Consider the following 16,390-nt stretch of genomic DNA (forward strand, 5'->3'; position numbering starts at 1 on the left):
GGCTCTACTTGTCGCCGGGAAGTTTTACGCCGGTGACCTGCGCATACATGCGCGCCACCGAGGCGTCGTCATCGCGGCCCATGCCGGCAGCTGATGTCATCAGGAACATCTGGAGCGCGGCGGCCGAGACCGGCACCGGGAAGCGGGCGCTGCGCGCCATGTCCTGGATGATGCCGAGGTCCTTGACGAAGATCTCGACCGCGCTGCGCGGCGTGTAATCGCCGTCGAGCACGTGCGGCATGCGATTCTCGAACATCCAAGAATTGCCCGCGGAGGCCGTGATCACCTCATAGACCTTGCGGATGTCGAGACCCTGCTTGGCGGCGAACGCCATCGCTTCGCTGGCGGCGGCGATATGCACGCCGGCGAGCAACTGGTTGATCATTTTGAAGGCGGCGCCCTGCCCTGCGGCATCGCCGAGCTCGTACAGTTTTGCCGCCATGGCATCGAGCGCCGGCCGTGCCTTCGCAAAGGCAGCGGGACTGCCGGAGGCAAGGATCGTCAGCTCGCCTTGGGCCGCGCGCTGCGCGCCGCCGGAGATCGGCGCATCCAGATAGTGACGGCCGGTCGCCTCCAACTGCTTCGCGAGGCGACGGGCCACATCCGGGTCCATGGTGGCGGAGGACAGGAAGACGCTGTCCTTCGGCAGGGTCTCGGCGGCGCCATCCTTGCCGAACAGGATGGTCTCGGTCTGCGCGGCATTGACGACGACACTGACGACGATGTCGGCGCCCTTGGCCGCTTCCGCCGGCGTGCTGGCGCCCGCGCCACCGTCCTTCACGAAACGCGCCACCGCGTCAGCCGAGACGTCGCAGCCGGTCACGGCATGACCGGCGCGCTTCAGCGAGGTTGCCATGCCGAACCCCATCGAGCCGAGCCCGATGACGGCGATACGCTGATTTTGTGACGTGGAGGCGGACATGCAACTGACCCTTGCGAACGTTTCCTGGACGGCCGCCCTTTGCGGCGGCTCACTGATCCGAATAACACGGCTTGGCCGCGCTGCCAAAGCGTGAGACAAGCGGGCATGACGGCTATGAGCAACGAGACCCGGCTGCGTGAGGATATCTGCCGCTTCGGACGGTCCTTGTTCGAGCGCGGGCTGACGCCGGGCTCTTCCGGCAATATCAGCGTCAAGATGCACGACGGGGGTTGGCTCGTCACCCCCACCAACGCCTCGCTCGGCTTCCTCGACCCGGCGCGACTGTCACGGCTGGACGCACGGGGGCGCCTCCTCTCGGGCGATGCGCCGACCAAGGAAGTTCCGCTGCACACCGCGCTCTACGACACGCGCGAAAGCGCGCGGGCGATCGTGCATCTGCACTCCACCCATTCGGTCGCGCTCTCGATGCTGCCCGAGATCGACCCGCGCGCCGCGCTGCCGCCGATGACGGCTTATTATCTGATGAAATGCGGCGCCACCGCGCTTGTGCCCTATTACCGCCCCGGCGATCCCGCGGTTGCGGATGCGATCAAGGGACTGGCGGGCAAATATTCATCCGTGCTGCTCGCCAATCACGGCCCGGTGGTCGCCGGCGACACGCTGGAGGCCGCGGTGTTCGCGACGGAGGAGCTGGAGGAGACGGCGAAGCTGTACCTGCTGCTGCGCGGGATGAACCCGCGGTATCTGTCGCCGGAGCAGGTGAAGGATCTGGTGAAGGTGTTCGGGGTGGCGCTGCCGGAGCATGGGCACGAGCATTAGGCTTCGTGCGGTCGAGAGTCGGGCAGGACCGCCCCGCGCAACGCTGTCATTCCCCGCGAAGGCGGGGAATCCAGTACGCCGCAGCTTATCCGTATCTCTCTGACGTCTCTGGAATACTGGATCGCCCGATCAAGTCGGGCGATGACACCGAGAGTGTGGGACGCGCGCGCCCAACAATTTGCAGCTACAGCCCCAGATACGCCTTCCGTACGTCCGGGTTCCCCCTGATCTCCGCGGCCGGGCCCTGCATCAGCACGCGGCCGGTTTGCAGGATGTAGGCGCGGTCGGCGATCTCCAGGCACTCGGCCATGCGCTGCTCGACGATCAGCACGGTCATGCCGGCGTCGCGGATGCGCAGTACCGCCTGGAAGATTTCGTCGACCAGCTTCGGCATGATGCCTTGCGAGGGCTCGTCCAGCATCAACAGCCGCGGGCGCGTCATCAGCGCGCGGCCGATCGCGAGCATCTGCTGCTCACCGCCGGACAGCGTCTCGGCGCGCTGCTCCAAACGTTCCTGGAGACGCGGGAACAGCGTGAACACGAGATTGAGCGGCCCCTCGCGGTCGGCGTCGCCGCGGTACAGATAGCTGCCGAGGCGCAGATTGTCGCGCACCGACAGGCGCGGGAACAGGCGGCGGTTCTCCGGCACATAGGCGATGCCGGTGGCGGTGATATGATGCTGCGCCATGCCGTCGAGGCGCTTGCCGTCGAACGTCACCGTGCCCGAGCGCGGACGCTCGGCGCCGGCGATGGATTTGAGCAGCGTCGACTTGCCCGCGCCATTGGCGCCGGCAACGCAGACGATCTCGCCCTTCTGGACCTCGATCGAGACCGCGGAGATCGCGACCAGACCCTGATAGGCGGTCGTGACTTCATGCACCGACAGCATGACGATCTCCCAGATATGCGCTGATCACCTTGGGATCGCGGACGACGTCGGAAGGCTTACCCTCGACCAGCACCTTGCCGAGGTCGAGCACGATGGCGCGGTCGACCAGCGGCATCACGATCTCCATGACATGCTCGACCATCAACACGGTGATGCCGGCATCGCGCACCTTGCGCACCAGCGCGACGCCGGTCTGCGCTTCGGTCGGCGTCAGGCCGGTGAGGACCTCGTCCAGCAGCAGCAGCTTTGGTTCGGTCGCCAGCGCACGGGCGACTTCGAGGCGGCGTTTCTCGGCCGGCACGAGGTCGCTCGCGAGCACGTCGGCGCGCGCGGCAAGGCCGGTGAATTCGAGCACCTCATGCGCCTTGCGGCGTGCCTCGCGCATCACGGTGTTGCGCACGAGAGCACCGACAATGACGTTGTCGATAACAGTCATGGTCTCAAAGCTCTTGACCACCTGGAAGGTGCGCCCGACGCCACGCTGGCAGCGCTCGGCCGCCGGCATGTTCGTGACATCCTCGCCGTCGAACCAGATCGACCCTTGCGTCGGCGGCAAGACGCCGGCGATGAGATTGAACAGCGTCGACTTGCCGGCACCGTTCGGCCCGATCAGACCGACGATCTCGCCGCGGCCGACCGAGATCGAGACATCGCTGTTGGCGACGAGGCCGCCGAACCGCTGCCAGACGCCGCGGGTTTCAAGGAGCGCAGTCATCGCGTGGCTCCTCTTGCTTTCGAACGGGAGAACAGGCTCACCAAGCCGCGCGGCAGGGCCAGCGAGATCGCGACGATCAGGGCGCCGTAGACGATGAGGTCAACGCCACGGCCTGAGCCACCGATATAAGAGCGCGTCAGCTCCGTCATCGGGATCAGGATGGCAGCCCCAAGCACAGGCCCCCAGAGGGTGCCGATGCCGCCGAGCACGGCCGGCAGCGCCATCAGCAGCGAGAACTGGAAGCCCATCACGCTTTCGGGGTCGATATAGGCGAGAAACTGCGCATAGAAGGCACCGCCGATGGCGACGAGGAAGGCGGAGACCGCGGCCGCGCCCATCTTGGAGTTGAACACGACGACGCCGAGGCTCTCGGCCGCTTCCGGATTGTCCTTCACCGCGCGCCACCAAAAGCCCCATTTGGAGTCCTCCAGCCACCAGGTGACGAACCAGGCGAGGCTGCACAGCACCAGCGCGAAATAGAAGTACGGCAGCTTGCTGCGCATGAACTGGAATTTCAGCCAGCTGTCGCCGCGCACGGGAACGGTGATTCCCATCGCAGCCCCCGCCCATTCCCAGTTCTGGAACAAGAGCAGTCCGATCTCGGCGATGACGATGGTCGCGATCACGAAGTAATGGCCGCGCAGGCGGAAGAAGGGATAGCCGAGCCCCATTGCGATGATCGCCGCAATCACGCCGCCGGCGAGCATGCCGAACCAGGGCAGCACGCCGAACTTGGTGAACAGCAGCTCGGTGGTGTAGGCGCCGATGCCGAAATAGAGCGCGTGTCCCAGCGAGATCTGCCCGCAATAGCCGGACAGGATGTTCCAGCTCTGCGACAGCGCCGCATACATCAGGGTCAGGATCAGGATGTTCTGGACGTAAACATCCTTGATCAACAGCGGAGCCAGCGCTGCGAGCCCGGCCAGCACTGCGGCGATGATGAGGTCGCGGCGGCGCCGCGCTGCAAAAGCCTTGTCCATCACATCGACCCGAACAGGCCGCGCGGCCGGATGAAGACGACGAGGAGATAGACGGCATAGATGCCGACGGACTTCAGCGATGGCGGCAACACCAGCGCGGTCACCGCTTCGACCAGGCCGACAATGATGCCGCCGGCGAAGGCGCCGAACACGCTGCCGAAGCCGCCGAGCGCCACGGTCACGTAGGCGATCAGCGCGAACGACGCGCCGACATCGGGATAGATGTAGAAGAACACCGCCATGATCGCACCGGCGAGACCGACCAGCGCGGCGCCGAGGCCCCAGCCGAACGCGAACACGCGGTTCTTGTCGATGCCGACGAGCGCGACGGCGCCGGGATCCTCGCGGGTGGCTTCCAGCGCGCGGCCGAAGTCGGTGCGGTTGATGAAGAGGTAGAGCCCGGCGAAGGCCGCGATCGAGACCAGCGCACCGATGAGCTGCGGCTCGGGCAGGAAGATGCCGGCGACCGAGATGGTTTTACCGCCAAGCCAGGACTGTGGAATGCTGCGATAGTCCGGCGTGAAGAAGTACTGCGCGAGGCCGCGCATCACGATCGCAAGGCCGAAAGTCGTGAAGATCTGCACCATGCCGGCATTGGCCTTGGCCCGCATGGCGAAGCGTACAAGGAGTAGATAGACCACCGCTCCGAACACGAACATCGCCGCTGCGACCAATGGGGCCGACAGCAGGGGATCGATCGCGAAGAACGCGAACAGAAAGAAGGACAGGTACATCGCGAGCATCAGGAATTCGCCATGGGCGAAGTTCGTGACGTCCATCAGGCCGAAAATCAGCGCGAGGCCGACCGCGATCAGTCCGTAGAGCAGGCCCATCAGAAGGCCGCTCGCGAGACTCTGGATAATGGCTTGAGCTGTCAAAAGTCGTCCCCCGAAATAGATCCTCATCCTGAGGAGCGCGCACCAGCGCGCGTCTCGAAGGATGGCCCAGCCCTCGTCCTTCGAGACGCGGGCTACGCCCGCTCCTCAGGATGAGGGCGGGAGCTACGTCCGAGCTCCCGCTTCCCAATCTTACTTCATCGGCCAGGTCGCTTCGGCGATCGCGGCCTGCGGCGGGAAGATGGTGACGAACTTGCCGCCGATATATTGCAGCAGCACCGGGTCGGCGTCGTTGTTCTGGCCGGCCTCGTCGAACTTGACGCGCTTCCAGGGCATGATGGTCTGCTCGCCCGGGATGTCGGTCGCGGCCAGTGCATCGCGGATCTTCTCGCCGTCGGCCGACTTGGCGCGGTTGACGGCGTCGGCCAGGATGATCAGGCCCATGAACTGGCGCGAGGTCAGGTCGTTGAAGTCCTTACCCGAGCGCGCCTTGAACATCTCGTTGATCTTGCCGACCATGGGACGCTTCTGCGCGAGATCGAGCGAGAAGGTGCCGCGCGAGATCACGCCTTCGAGCTTGTCGCCGACGGCATCATAGAGCGCCTTCTCCGAGAAGCCGGCGTCCTGCGCCACGATCGCGTTCGGCTTGTAGCCGAGCTCGCCCATGGTCTTGACCAGCAGGATGCCGTCGGTGGTGTAGCTCGAGGGCATCAGCACGTCGGCATTGGCGCTCTTGAGCTGCTGCACTTCGGCCGACAGCGACGGCGAATTGGCGCGATACTTGATGTCGGAGACGATCTTGTAACCGCGTTCTCCGGCGATCTTGGCCTGGGCGTTGCCGGAATCGGTGCCGAAGATGGTGTCCTCGTGGAACAGCGACAGCGTCTCGATCTTGGTGCCCTTCTTCTTCAAGGCATCGAAGAAGTCGAACATCGCAGCCGAGTACATCTCGTCATGCGGGGCAGCGCGGAAGTAATATTTGAGGCCGCGGCGATGCAGGCTCGGCGAGGAGTTGTCGGCGGAGACGAACGGGATCTGGTAGCGTTCGCAGATCTGGCTGACGGTGACGGCGACCGCGCTTTGATAGGTGCCGATGATCGCGGAGACCTTCTCCTGCGTGATCAGGCGCTCGGCCTCGGCGCGGCCCTTTTGCGGATCGGCCTGGTGGTCGGCGAACACGAGGCGGACTTTTGCGCCGCCGAGGCCCGGCAGACCCTCGCCCTTGGCCAGCGGCAGATCGAAATCGGTGTCCTTGTTGATGACCTCGAGCGCGGTCTCATAGGCCTTCTGCGCGTCGACGCCCTGCTGCGCGCTGCCGCCGGAGAACGGATAGATCACGCCGATCACGACCTCGGAGGTCTGGGCGCGTGCAGCGAGCGGCACCAGCGCGGCAGTGGCTGTGGCACCAAGCAGCACGTCGCGGCGAGAGATCGTCATGGCAAAGTCCCCTGTCACTAAATTTCGACTGATCGAATGGAGCGATTGATGGACGCGGTAAAGCCCGAAGAAGCAGCAAACGCTGCCTACTAAATCACGGCCATGTTCCGGTTCTTCAGATCCGTCACCAGCATCAGGCCGGGCGAATGCGTGATCGCGAACGGCAACCTGGCGGCGTTGATCACCGATTGCGGCGTCACGCCGCAGGCCCAGAACACCGGGATCTCGTCGTCGGCGACGGGCACGGGATCGCCGTAATCCGGCTTGGCGAGATCCTTGATGCCGATCAAATGCGGATGGCCGAGATGCACGGGGGCACCGTGCACGGCGGGATAACGCGAGGTGATCTGCACCGCGCGGATCGCATCGGCCGGCTTGAACGGACGCATCGACACCACCATGGGACCGGCGAACGGACCGGCCTCGCCGCAGGCGATGTTGGTGCGGTACATCGGCACGCGCACGTTCTGCTCGATGTGACGGATCGGCATGCCCTCGTCGAGCAACGCCTCTTCGAACGAGAACGAGCAGCCGAGCACGAAGGTCACGAGATCGTCGCGCCAATGCTTGGTCACGTCAGTCGGCTCGTCGACCACCTCGCCGTCGCGCCAGATGCGGTAGCGCGGCACGTCGGTGCGGATGTCGAGATCGGCGCCGAGCGCGGGGATGTGCGGGCTGCCGACGTCGGACATGCCGATGATCGGGCACGGTTTCGGATTGAGCTGGCAGAAGCGGTGAAAGGCGCTGGCGTATTCGGCCGGCAGGATCGCCAGATTGCCCTGGACGAAGCCGGGGGCGACGCCGGCAGTAGATCCGACCTGGCCGCCGCGATAGGCGAGCCGCGCCTGGCGGCTCGGGAGCGTGTCGGGCGTTTCAGTTTGCTGCGCTGCCACCAAAACAGTCATTTGATCGACCTGCCTATAAACTCGACAAAGACAGCCAACACCAAGCATGCTATAAAGTCTAATCTTCCTTTCTAATCGATCTTGATAAATTAGATTTATCGATCGGGAAAATCCTTCTCATGCTGGACTTCAGGTCGATCGAAACCTTCCTTTGGGTTGTGAAGCTCGGCAGCTTTCGCGGCGCCGCAGCACGGCTCAATACGACCCAGCCGGCGATCTCCCAGCGCATCGCCCAGCTCGAGCGCGAGATGGGCGTAAAGCTCCTCAACCGCGATCATCGCGTTGCTTCGCCGACGCCGAGCGGCCGGCAGATGATGGTCTATGCGGAGAAGTTGATCGGTCTGAGGGCGGCGATGATCGCCGAGATCGGCGACCGCTCGGCGATGCGCGGCGTGATGCGCCTCGGCGTCGCCGAGACCATCGTGCACACCTGGCTGCCGCGGCTCGTCAAGAGCATGAACGAAGTCTATCCGAACCTGTCACTGGAGATCGAGGTCGACATCACGCCGAACCTCACTGCGCGCCTGCTCGCGCAGGAGATCGAGCTTGCCTTCGTGGTGGGGCCGCTGTCGGCCTCGGGCGTCCACAATCGCGTGCTCGCGGATTATCCGATCGGCTTTCTCGCAAGCCCCTCGCTCGGGCTCGGCAACGGCCCGGTGACGCGCGCCGACCTCGCGCGGTTTCCGATCATCACCTTCCCGCGCAAGACCAGGCCTTACGAGGTCGTGCGCGAAGTCTTCGACCGGCCGGAACTGCCGCCGATCCGGCTGCATGCGTCCGCATCGCTGGCGACGGTCATCCACATGGCGGTCGAAGGGCTCGGCATCGCCGTGATCCCCGACGCCATCGTCGAGAACGAGCTCGCCGACGGGCGGTTGCAACTGCTCAAAACCGATCTCGCCATAGCGCCGCTGACATTCACGGCGAGCTGGCTCGCCTCGCCTGACGTCGTCGCGGTGGAGCGCGTCGCCGAGCTCGCACGGCAGATTGCGCAGAGCAGCCTCGCGGTTGACGAGTCCGCGCCGGCGCGTCATTGAAAAAGGCGCCGGACAACCGAGAGACCGACCGCATGAGCCGAGCCGCCACCAATCTGCAGATCGATTCCGCCCGCCTCTGGGGCTCCATCCACGAGACCGCGCAGTTTGGCGGGACGGCCAAGGGCGGCGTGCGGCGGCTGACGCTGAGCAGCGAAGACAAGCAAGTGCGCGACTGGTTCCGCAAGGCCTGCGAGGACGCCGGCCTCGAGGTGCACGCCGATGCGCTCGGCTCACAGTTCGGCCTGCGCAAGGGCCGCGACATGTCGAAGCTGCCCGTCGGCATCGGCTCGCATCTCGATACCCAGCCGACCGGCGGCAAGTATGACGGCATTCTGGGGACGCTCGGCGCGCTGGAAGTGATCCGCACGCTGAACGACGCAGGCATCGAAACCGAAGCGCCGATCTGCGTCGTCAACTGGACCAACGAGGAAGGCTCGCGCTTCGCACCGGCGATGATGGCGTCCGCCGCTTACGTCGGCGATTTCACCACCGACGACATCCTGTCGCGCAAGGATATCGACGGCACGACCGTCAGCCAGGCGCTCGACAGCATCGGCTATCGCGGCGACAAGCCGGTCGGCTTCCAGAAGCTCGGCTGCTTCGTCGAGCTGCACATCGAGCAGGGTCCGATCCTCGAGGCCGAAGGCAAGACCATCGGCGTGGTCGATTCCGGCCAGGGCGTGCTCTGGTACGACGGCAAGATTTCCGGCTTCGAGAGCCATGCCGGATCGACGCCGATGCCGCTGCGGCGCGATGCGCTCGCGACGCTCTCCGAAATCGTGCTGGCGATGGAGGCCATCGCGAAGAAGCACGGGCCGAAAGCAGTCGGCACCATCGGCGAGGCCGTGATCGCAAACCCCTCGCGCAACGTCATTCCCGGCGAGATCGCCTTCACCATGGACTGCCGCAGCGCGGATGGCGCCATCATGGACGCGCTCGATCGCGATCTGCGCGCCGCCACTGCCGAGATCGCCGCGCGCCGCAAGGTCGAGGTCAAGATCGACCTGGTCTGGCGCAAGCCGCCGACGCATTTCGATCCCAAGCTGATCGCGGCGGTCGAGAACGCAGCGAAGACGCTCGGCTATTCCTCCCGCCGCATCACCTCCGGCGCCGGCCACGATGCCTGCAACCTCAACACCGTCATGCCGGCGGCGATGGTGTTCGTGCCCTGCAAGGACGGCATCAGCCACAACGAGCTGGAAGACGCCACGCAGCCCGACTGCGCCGCGGGCACCAACGTGCTGATGCATACCGTGCTGGCGATCGCCGGCGTCGCGTCCTGATCGGAGAGAGCCATGCGCGGAGTTTTCGTCGACGCCAACGAAGCCCTCGCCGTGATCATGGAGCGGCTGGAGAAGCCCGGCGACCCCAAGGTGCGGATCCACAGGGATCCCGACATCAAGCCGGAGCAATATCCTGAAGTCCTCGATGGTGCCGAGATCGCCATCGTCGATCACACCGCGCTGCCGACCGAGGTCGCGAAGAAATGCGCGGGGCTGAAGCACGTCGTGTTCCTCGGCACCGGCGCGCGCAGCTACATGAATCCGGAAGAACTCGCCGAGCTCGGCATCTCCGTGCACCTGATCAAGGGCTATGGCGACACCGCCGTCGCCGAATCCGCGATTGCGCTGATGTGGGCCTCCGCCCGCGTCATCGCGATGATGGATCGCGAGATGCGCGGCGGCAACTGGCTGCGCGAGGATGGCATGCAGCTCACCGGCAAGACGCTCGGCCTGATCGGCTTCGGCGGCATCGCCGCGGAAGTCGCACGCATTGCGGTCGGCTCAGGCATGAAGGTGATCGCCTGGAACCGATCGCCAAAGAGCCATCCTGGCGTCGAGTTCACCGATCTCGACACGCTGCTGGCGAGAAGCGACGTCGTGTCGCTCCATCTGCTGCTCAACGACGAGACCCGCGGCATGATCACGCGCGAGAAGATTTCTGCGATGAAGCCCGGTGTCATCCTGATCAACACCGCGCGTGCCGCGGTCGTCGACGAGCAGGCGATGATCGACGCGCTGAAGTCGGGGCATATCCGCCATGCCGGCCTCGACGTCTTCAACATCGAGCCCCTGCCCGGCGACCATCCGCTGACAAGACTGCCGAACGTGACGCTGTCGGCGCATTCGGCCTTCCGCACGCCGGAAGCGAGCGAGAACCTGATTGAAGCGGCATGGGTCCATTGCCGCCGGATCGTGAAGGGATAAAAGCAACAACAATGGCCGACTATCGCACCATCAAGGCAGAGCCGCTCACCAACGTCGTCCGTGCCATCGTCAAGGCGGGCGGGTCTACGGACCGCGAAGCCGAGCTCGTGTCCACCAACCTCGTCGAGGCCAATCTTAGAGGACATGACTCGCACGGCGTCGGCATGATCCCGCGCTATGTCCAGAGCGTCACCACGGGCGGCCTCGCCGTGAACGCGCACGTCAAGGTCGTGCTCGACACCGGCCCGCTTCTCACCCTCGACGGCCTCACCGGCTATGGCCAGGTGATCGGCCATGAAGCGATGGAGCTGGCGGCAGAGCGCGCCAAGCGCAACGGCGTGTGTCTCGTCGGCCTCTCCAACTCGCACCACATCGGCCGCATCGGCCATTGGGCCGAGCAGTGCATCGACCACGGGCTGGTCTCGATCCACTTCGTCAACGTGATCTCGCGCCCGATCGTGGCGCCGTGGGGCGGCAGCGATGCGCGCCACGGCACCAACCCGTTCTGCGTCGGCATCCCGCGCAGGGGCAAGGACCCGATCGTGCTCGACTTCGCCACCAGCAGGATCGCGCAGGGCAAGACCCGCGTCGCCCACAACAAGGGCGTCGAACTCGAGCCTGGCACCATCATCGATAATGAAGGCAAGCCGACCACCAACCCGCGCTACACCGTGATCCCGCCGCACGGCGCCATCCTGCCGTTCGGCGAGCACAAGGGCTCCGGCCTCGCACTGGTGTGCGAAATCCTCGGCGGCGCGCTCTCCGGCGGGCAGGTGGTCAAGGGCCCGTCCGACGGCAAGTACAACGTCCTCAACGGCATGCTCTCGATCGTCATCGACCCGAACAAGCTCGGCACCGGCGACAACCTTGCGAGCGAGGTCGAGAGTTTTGTTGCCTGGCACACCGGCTCGCCGCCCGCTCCCGGCGTCGACAAGGTGAAGATCGCCGGCGATCCCGAGCGCGAGACCAGGAAGAAGCGTCTGGCCGAAGGCATTCCGGTCGACCCGACCACCTGGCAGGAAATCCTGGAGGCCGGGACGAAGTTCGGGCTGGATCAGGCGGCGATCGAGAAGATCGCGGGCTAGTCGGGAACGAAGCGCATCGCTGAGAATAGCCCGGCCAAGTGCACTATCGCGCAACGAGGTCTGGACTAAAGCGAAGCATCACCGCACTCGTGGAACGGATTTGAACCGGCCCGCGTCGTCTCGCGACAACGCGGATATCCCGGTCCACATCCGCCCTCGAGGTTCACATGTTCTCCCGTCTTGCAAAGCTCATGTCCGGCTCGAGCGAGCCGTTACCCGAAACCGACTTCTACCGGCACCGGCTCGCGATCTATGAAAGCGAGCTGGGCGAGCCCGAGCACAGCTTCACCGACAGCGCGGAGCGCCGCATCGACATCCACGCCTTTGGCCGCGATTTCGTGCCGGTGTGCGAAGAGGGATCTGACGAAGGTTATGTGCTTCTGACCAACGGCATGAGCGAACAGCGAATGCCGGGGGTGCATGGCGACGCAAAGCCACGTGCCGAGCTGATGTGGTATGTCCGGGAGCCGACAGAGGAGGTTTGCGCCAATCTGCGCTGGCTCGCCAATCTGCCGTTCATCGACACGACCTGGTTCGGTTTTGGTCATCACGTCGCGCTGCCGTGTCCGCCGGTTGCAGGAACGGACTTCCAGACGTTCCTGTTTCTCACACCGATCATCGGCCCCGATAAGCAGATCGCCGAGGCGCTGGAGATCGCGAGCGATCCCGTGGAGATCCTGACCGTGAACCTGATCTCGCATCAGGAGCTCGGGCTGATCAAGTCCAGGGGGCTCGATCCGTTTCTCGATCTACTCGACGAGAACGACTATCCGCCGATCTTCGATCCAACGCGGAAATCGTATGTCTAGGGTGCGCCAAAAACACCGCTGCCCTTCCCTTCTCCCGTTGTGGGAGAAGGTGGCGCGAAGCGCCGGATGAGGGGTTCTCTCCGCGAAGAAAAACTTCTCGGACGGGAGGCCCGTCTCTGCGGAGACAGACCCCTCACCCGCCTCGCCGCGACGCGGCGAGCCACCCTCTCCCACAAGGGGAGAGGGGAAGATCTGCCGCCTCAATCCACCATATCCGCAACCGCCTTGCCGCAGGCGGTGGTGTCGGCGTTGCCGCCGAGATCCTTGGTGCGGAGCGTGCGTTCGGCGAGCGTGCGCTCGATCGCATCGACGATCGACTTGCCGGCTTCCTTCTCGCCGAGGTGCTCGAGCATCATCGCGCCGGACCAGATCGCGCCGATCGGGTTGGCGATGCCCTGCCCCGCGATGTCGGGTGCCGAGCCGTGCACCGGCTCGAACACCGAGGGGAAATCGCCCTCGGGATTGATGTTGCCTGATGGCGCGATGCCGATGGTGCCGGTGCAGGCCGGGCCGAGATCGGAGAGGATGTCGCCGAACAGATTCGAGCCGACCACGACGTCGAACCAGTCCGGATGCAGCACGAAGTTCGCGGTCAGGATGTCGATGTGGTACTTGTCCCACTTCACGCCCGGAAACTTCTTCGCCATCGCCTCCACGCGCTCGTCCCAATAGGGCATGGTGATGGAGATGCCGTTCGACTTGGTCGCCGAGGTCAGGTGCTTCTTCGGCCGCGACTGCGCGAGCTCGAAAGCGAATTTCAGGATGCGGTCGACGCCGATGCGGGTCATCACCGTCTGCTGCGTCACGAACTCGCGGTCGGTGTCCGGGAACATGCGGCCGCCGACGGAGGAATATTCACCTTCGGTGTTCTCGCGCACCACCCAGAAATCGATGTCGCCGGGCTTGCGGTTCGCCAGCGGCGACGGCACGCCGGGCATCAGCCGCACCGGGCGCAAATTCACGTATTGGTCGAACTCGCGGCGAAACTTGATCAGCGAACCCCACAGCGAGACGTGATCCGGAATCTTGGCCGGCCAGCCGACGGCGCCGAAATAGATCGCGTCATGCTTGCCGATCTTTTCCTTCCAGTCGTCGGGCATCATCTGGCCGTGCTTCTCGTAATAGTCCCAGGACGAGAAGTCGAAATGGTCGAAATGCAGGGACACCCCGTGCTTCTTCGCCGCTGCCTCGAGAACGCGCAGGCCCTCGGGCATCACTTCCTTGCCGATGCCGTCGCCGGGAATGACTGCAATCCGGTACTGTTTCTTGCTCATCGAGAACGTCCTTGGTTGGTCCGGCAGCCGCCGCCTTTTTGACCGCACTGCAATGGACCAAACTCGGCAGCAGTGCAACGCTGCACTGCAATGTTGACCGTGGCGCGGCCGAGCGCCTACTGGTTTGATCCTGATGTTCCCACCGAGCGAGTACCCTTCATGGATCTGCATCTGCGTGGCAAGCGCGTCCTGATCACGGGCGCGTCCAAAGGCATTGGCGCAGCCGCCGCCGAGGCGTTTGCCGAGGAGGGCGCAAACCTCCTGCTCGCCGCCCGCAGCGGCGACCAGCTCAAGGCGCTGGCGGACCGTCTGCGCTCCGCGCACCAGATCGATGCCGCGACGAGCATCGTGGACCTGCGCAAGGCCGAGGATTTGGCGCGGCTCGCGACGGAAGCCGCCGATATCGACGTGCTCGTCAACAATGCCGGCGACATCCCCGGCGGCTCGATCGACAAGATCGACGAGGCGACCTGGCGGCACGCCTGGGAATTGAAAGTGTTCGGCTACGTCAACCTGACGCGGCAGATCTACGCGCAGATGAAGGCGAAGGGCGGCGGCGTCATCGTCAATGACATCGGCGCGGCCGGCGAAAAATTCGACGCCAATTACATCTGCGGCAGCGCCGGCAACGCCGCATTGATGGCCTTCACCCGCGCGCTCGGCGGCAAGAGCCTTGCCGACAACATCCGCGTGGTCGGCATCAATCCCGGCCCGGTCGGCACTGATCGCCACGTCACCCTGCTCAAGACGCGGGCAAAGCACCAGTTCGGCGATGAGAGCCGTTACAAGGAATTCCAGAAGAGCCTGCCGCTCGGCCGGCCCGCGCATGCGCGCGAGATCGGCGATCTCATGGCGTTCCTGGCGTCTGATCGCGCCGGATATACGTCGGGGGTCATCTATACCGTGGATGGCGGCATCAGCGCGGGCTGGGGTTAGTTTTTTCCCGTCATTGCGAGCGCAGCGAAGCAATCCAGAAATGCATCCGCTGTGGCAGTTCTGATTGCTTCGCTGCGCTCGCAACGACGAATGAATAAGCACAGGAGTAAAATAGTTGTCTCAAGACCTGATCCGAGAAACGGCCTGCACCGTCGTCGACAAGCTGCGATCCGGCGACGTCTCGCCGCTCGAGCTTCTGGATGTGCTGGAGAAGCGCGTCGGTGAGGTCGACGGCAAGGTCAACGCACTGCCGACGCTATGCTTCGATCGCGCGCGGGACAACGCCAAGGCGCTGATGCAGAAGCCGGCCGGCGCGCGCGGGCTGCTCGCGGGCCTGCCGGTACCGATCAAGGACCTGACCGATGTCGCGGGCGTGCTGAATACGCAGGGTTCGCCGATCTTCAAGGACAATGTGCCCAAGCAGTCCGATCTCATGGTCGAGAACCTCGAAGGCAATGGCGCGGTCGTCTACGCCAAGTCGAACACACCGGAATTCGGCGCTGGCGCCAACACGTTCAACGAAGTGTTCGGCGCGACGCTCAATCCCTGGGATACGACGAAGTCTGCGGCCGGCTCCTCCGGCGGCGCGGCGGTGGCGCTGGCCACCGGCATGGCCTGGCTCGCCCAGGGCTCCGACATGGGCGGCAGCTTGCGCAGCCCCGCGGCCTTCTGCGGCGTGGTTGGCATGCGGCCGAGCATCGGCCGCGTCGCGCATACGCCCAAATCGGCGATCGACCGCAATCTCGGCGTGGTGGGGCCGATGGCGCGCAACGTCGAGGATCTTGCGCTGCTGTTGGATGCCATGAGCGGCGACTATGCGGACGACCCGCTGTCGCTGCCGGCGCCTGCGACCTCGTTCCTGTCGGCGGCGCAGTCAGGCAAGAAGCCGAAGCGCATCGCCTATTCGCCCGATCTCGGCATCACGCCGGTCGATCCAGAGGTCAAGGCGATCACGCGCAAGGCCGCGGAACGCTTTGCGGAGGCCGGCGCGATCGTGGAGGAAGCGCATCCGGACTGGCGCGAGGCGCATGAATGCTTCCACGTCCTGCGCGCCTTCGATTTCGCGATCACCAAGGCCAATCTGCTGCGGACCAAGCGCGACCTCCTGAAGCCCGAGGTGATCTGGAACATCGAGGAAGGCCTCAAGCTCACCGTCGAGCAGCTCGCGCGCGCCGAGGCGCAACGCGTCGGCATGACCGCGCGCGCGATCGAGTTCTTCAAAAACTACGACCTGCTGTTGACGCCAACCACGATCGTGCCGCCCTTCCCGATCGAGCACCGCTATGTCGCCGAATGCGCCGGCAAGAAGTTCGAGAACTATGTCGAATGGCTCGGCATCGTCTACGCTATCACGCTCGCCTGCTGCCCGTCGCTGTCGCTGCCCTGCGGCTTCACGGCGTCTGGCCTCCCGGTCGGCGTACAGGTCGTCGGTGCCCCGCGCGCGGATGCGCAGGTGATCGCCGGCGCGAAGGTATTGGAAGATATTCTGGGTCTGCGCGGCTCCACGCCGATCGATCCCAAGGTGAAGGCCTGACGCGGGCCGCACGGCGGAGGCTTGGCCGTCCCCCGCCGTGCGCC

The 16,390-nt window shown here is 64.9% G+C and carries 16 protein-coding genes; 8 read left to right on the plus strand and 8 right to left on the minus strand.

What is annotated here, in order from left to right; genetic code table 11:
- Positions 1-4: 4 nt before the first annotated feature.
- Positions 5-922 (minus strand): L-threonate dehydrogenase, encoded by a 918-nt coding sequence (gene ltnD / locus AB7290_RS31680; RefSeq protein WP_014496893.1) that lies wholly within the window; start codon positions 920-922, stop codon positions 5-7.
- A 105-nt stretch (positions 923-1,027) separates the two neighbouring features.
- Here ltnD and otnC point away from each other — a divergent pair, with 105 nt between their 5' ends.
- Positions 1,028-1,702 carry a 3-oxo-tetronate 4-phosphate decarboxylase gene (gene otnC, locus AB7290_RS31685; protein WP_028146885.1) on the plus strand — a complete coding sequence of 225 codons (675 nt, stop codon included), beginning with the start codon at positions 1,028-1,030 and terminating at the stop codon, positions 1,700-1,702.
- Positions 1,703-1,886: 184 nt separating this feature from the next.
- On the opposite strand, the gene AB7290_RS31690 is transcribed toward otnC, so the two are convergent.
- The 6 genes from AB7290_RS31690 to AB7290_RS31715 form a co-directional block, all read right to left on the minus strand.
- A complete protein-coding gene (locus tag AB7290_RS31690; protein WP_085403940.1) occupies positions 1,887-2,591 on the minus strand; it encodes an ABC transporter ATP-binding protein in 705 nt (234 codons plus the stop codon).
- Complete coding sequence (locus AB7290_RS31695) at positions 2,575-3,306, minus strand: ABC transporter ATP-binding protein (protein WP_028146884.1); 732 nt, start codon at positions 3,304-3,306, stop codon at positions 2,575-2,577. Before AB7290_RS31695 ends, AB7290_RS31690 begins: the two co-directional genes overlap by 17 nt.
- A complete protein-coding gene (locus AB7290_RS31700; protein ID WP_063984699.1) occupies positions 3,303-4,286 on the minus strand; it encodes a branched-chain amino acid ABC transporter permease in 984 nt (327 codons plus the stop codon). The genes AB7290_RS31695 and AB7290_RS31700 overlap by 4 nt, the downstream gene beginning before the upstream one ends.
- Positions 4,286-5,164, minus strand: a complete 879-nt coding sequence (locus AB7290_RS31705; RefSeq protein ID WP_085403941.1) for a branched-chain amino acid ABC transporter permease — start codon at positions 5,162-5,164, stop codon at positions 4,286-4,288. The genes AB7290_RS31700 and AB7290_RS31705 overlap by 1 nt, the downstream gene beginning before the upstream one ends.
- A gap of 150 nt (positions 5,165-5,314) precedes the next feature.
- Positions 5,315-6,559 (minus strand): ABC transporter substrate-binding protein, encoded by a 1,245-nt coding sequence (locus tag AB7290_RS31710; RefSeq protein ID WP_085403942.1) that lies wholly within the window; start codon positions 6,557-6,559, stop codon positions 5,315-5,317.
- Positions 6,560-6,648: 89 nt separating this feature from the next.
- Positions 6,649-7,464 carry a putative hydro-lyase gene (locus tag AB7290_RS31715; RefSeq protein WP_071915761.1) on the minus strand — a complete coding sequence of 272 codons (816 nt, stop codon included), beginning with the start codon at positions 7,462-7,464 and terminating at the stop codon, positions 6,649-6,651.
- Positions 7,465-7,583: 119 nt separating this feature from the next.
- On the opposite strand from AB7290_RS31715, the gene AB7290_RS31720 reads away from it, so the two are divergent.
- The 5 genes from AB7290_RS31720 to AB7290_RS31740 all read left to right on the plus strand — a co-directional run bounded on the left by AB7290_RS31720 (position 7,584) and on the right by AB7290_RS31740 (position 12,602).
- The gene (locus AB7290_RS31720; RefSeq protein WP_085403943.1) at positions 7,584-8,501 is read left to right on the plus strand and encodes a LysR family transcriptional regulator; all 918 of its coding nucleotides are present in this window, start codon (positions 7,584-7,586) and stop codon (positions 8,499-8,501) included.
- A 32-nt stretch (positions 8,502-8,533) separates the two neighbouring features.
- A complete protein-coding gene (locus AB7290_RS31725; protein WP_085403944.1) occupies positions 8,534-9,784 on the plus strand; it encodes a Zn-dependent hydrolase in 1,251 nt (416 codons plus the stop codon).
- A 12-nt stretch (positions 9,785-9,796) separates the two neighbouring features.
- Positions 9,797-10,708 (plus strand): NAD(P)-dependent oxidoreductase, encoded by a 912-nt coding sequence (locus AB7290_RS31730; RefSeq protein ID WP_085403945.1) that lies wholly within the window; start codon positions 9,797-9,799, stop codon positions 10,706-10,708.
- An 11-nt stretch (positions 10,709-10,719) separates the two neighbouring features.
- On the plus strand, positions 10,720-11,793 hold the full coding sequence (locus AB7290_RS31735; protein WP_071915764.1) for a malate/lactate/ureidoglycolate dehydrogenase: 1,074 nt from the start codon (positions 10,720-10,722) through the stop codon (positions 11,791-11,793).
- 167 nt (positions 11,794-11,960) lie between these two features.
- Entirely contained in the window at positions 11,961-12,602 is a 642-nt protein-coding gene (locus AB7290_RS31740; protein ID WP_071915765.1) for a suppressor of fused domain protein, read from the plus strand.
- A 200-nt stretch (positions 12,603-12,802) separates the two neighbouring features.
- Here the strand turns inward: AB7290_RS31740 and AB7290_RS31745 are convergent, their stop codons facing one another.
- Positions 12,803-13,876 (minus strand): tartrate dehydrogenase, encoded by a 1,074-nt coding sequence (locus tag AB7290_RS31745; RefSeq protein ID WP_063984708.1) that lies wholly within the window; start codon positions 13,874-13,876, stop codon positions 12,803-12,805.
- 159 nt (positions 13,877-14,035) lie between these two features.
- Here AB7290_RS31745 and AB7290_RS31750 point away from each other — a divergent pair, with 159 nt between their 5' ends.
- Both AB7290_RS31750 and AB7290_RS31755 read left to right on the plus strand, forming a co-directional pair.
- Positions 14,036-14,812: an SDR family oxidoreductase gene (locus AB7290_RS31750; RefSeq protein ID WP_085403946.1), complete on the plus strand. Its 777-nt coding sequence runs from the start codon at positions 14,036-14,038 to the stop codon at positions 14,810-14,812.
- 115 nt (positions 14,813-14,927) lie between these two features.
- A complete protein-coding gene (locus AB7290_RS31755; RefSeq protein ID WP_135215960.1) occupies positions 14,928-16,346 on the plus strand; it encodes an amidase in 1,419 nt (472 codons plus the stop codon).
- The last annotated feature ends 44 nt before the right edge of the window (positions 16,347-16,390 follow it).

The organism is Bradyrhizobium sp. 613_E4_N2_2, assembly GCF_052075995.1.
Taxonomy (GTDB): Bacteria; Pseudomonadota; Alphaproteobacteria; order Rhizobiales; family Xanthobacteraceae; genus Bradyrhizobium; species Bradyrhizobium barranii.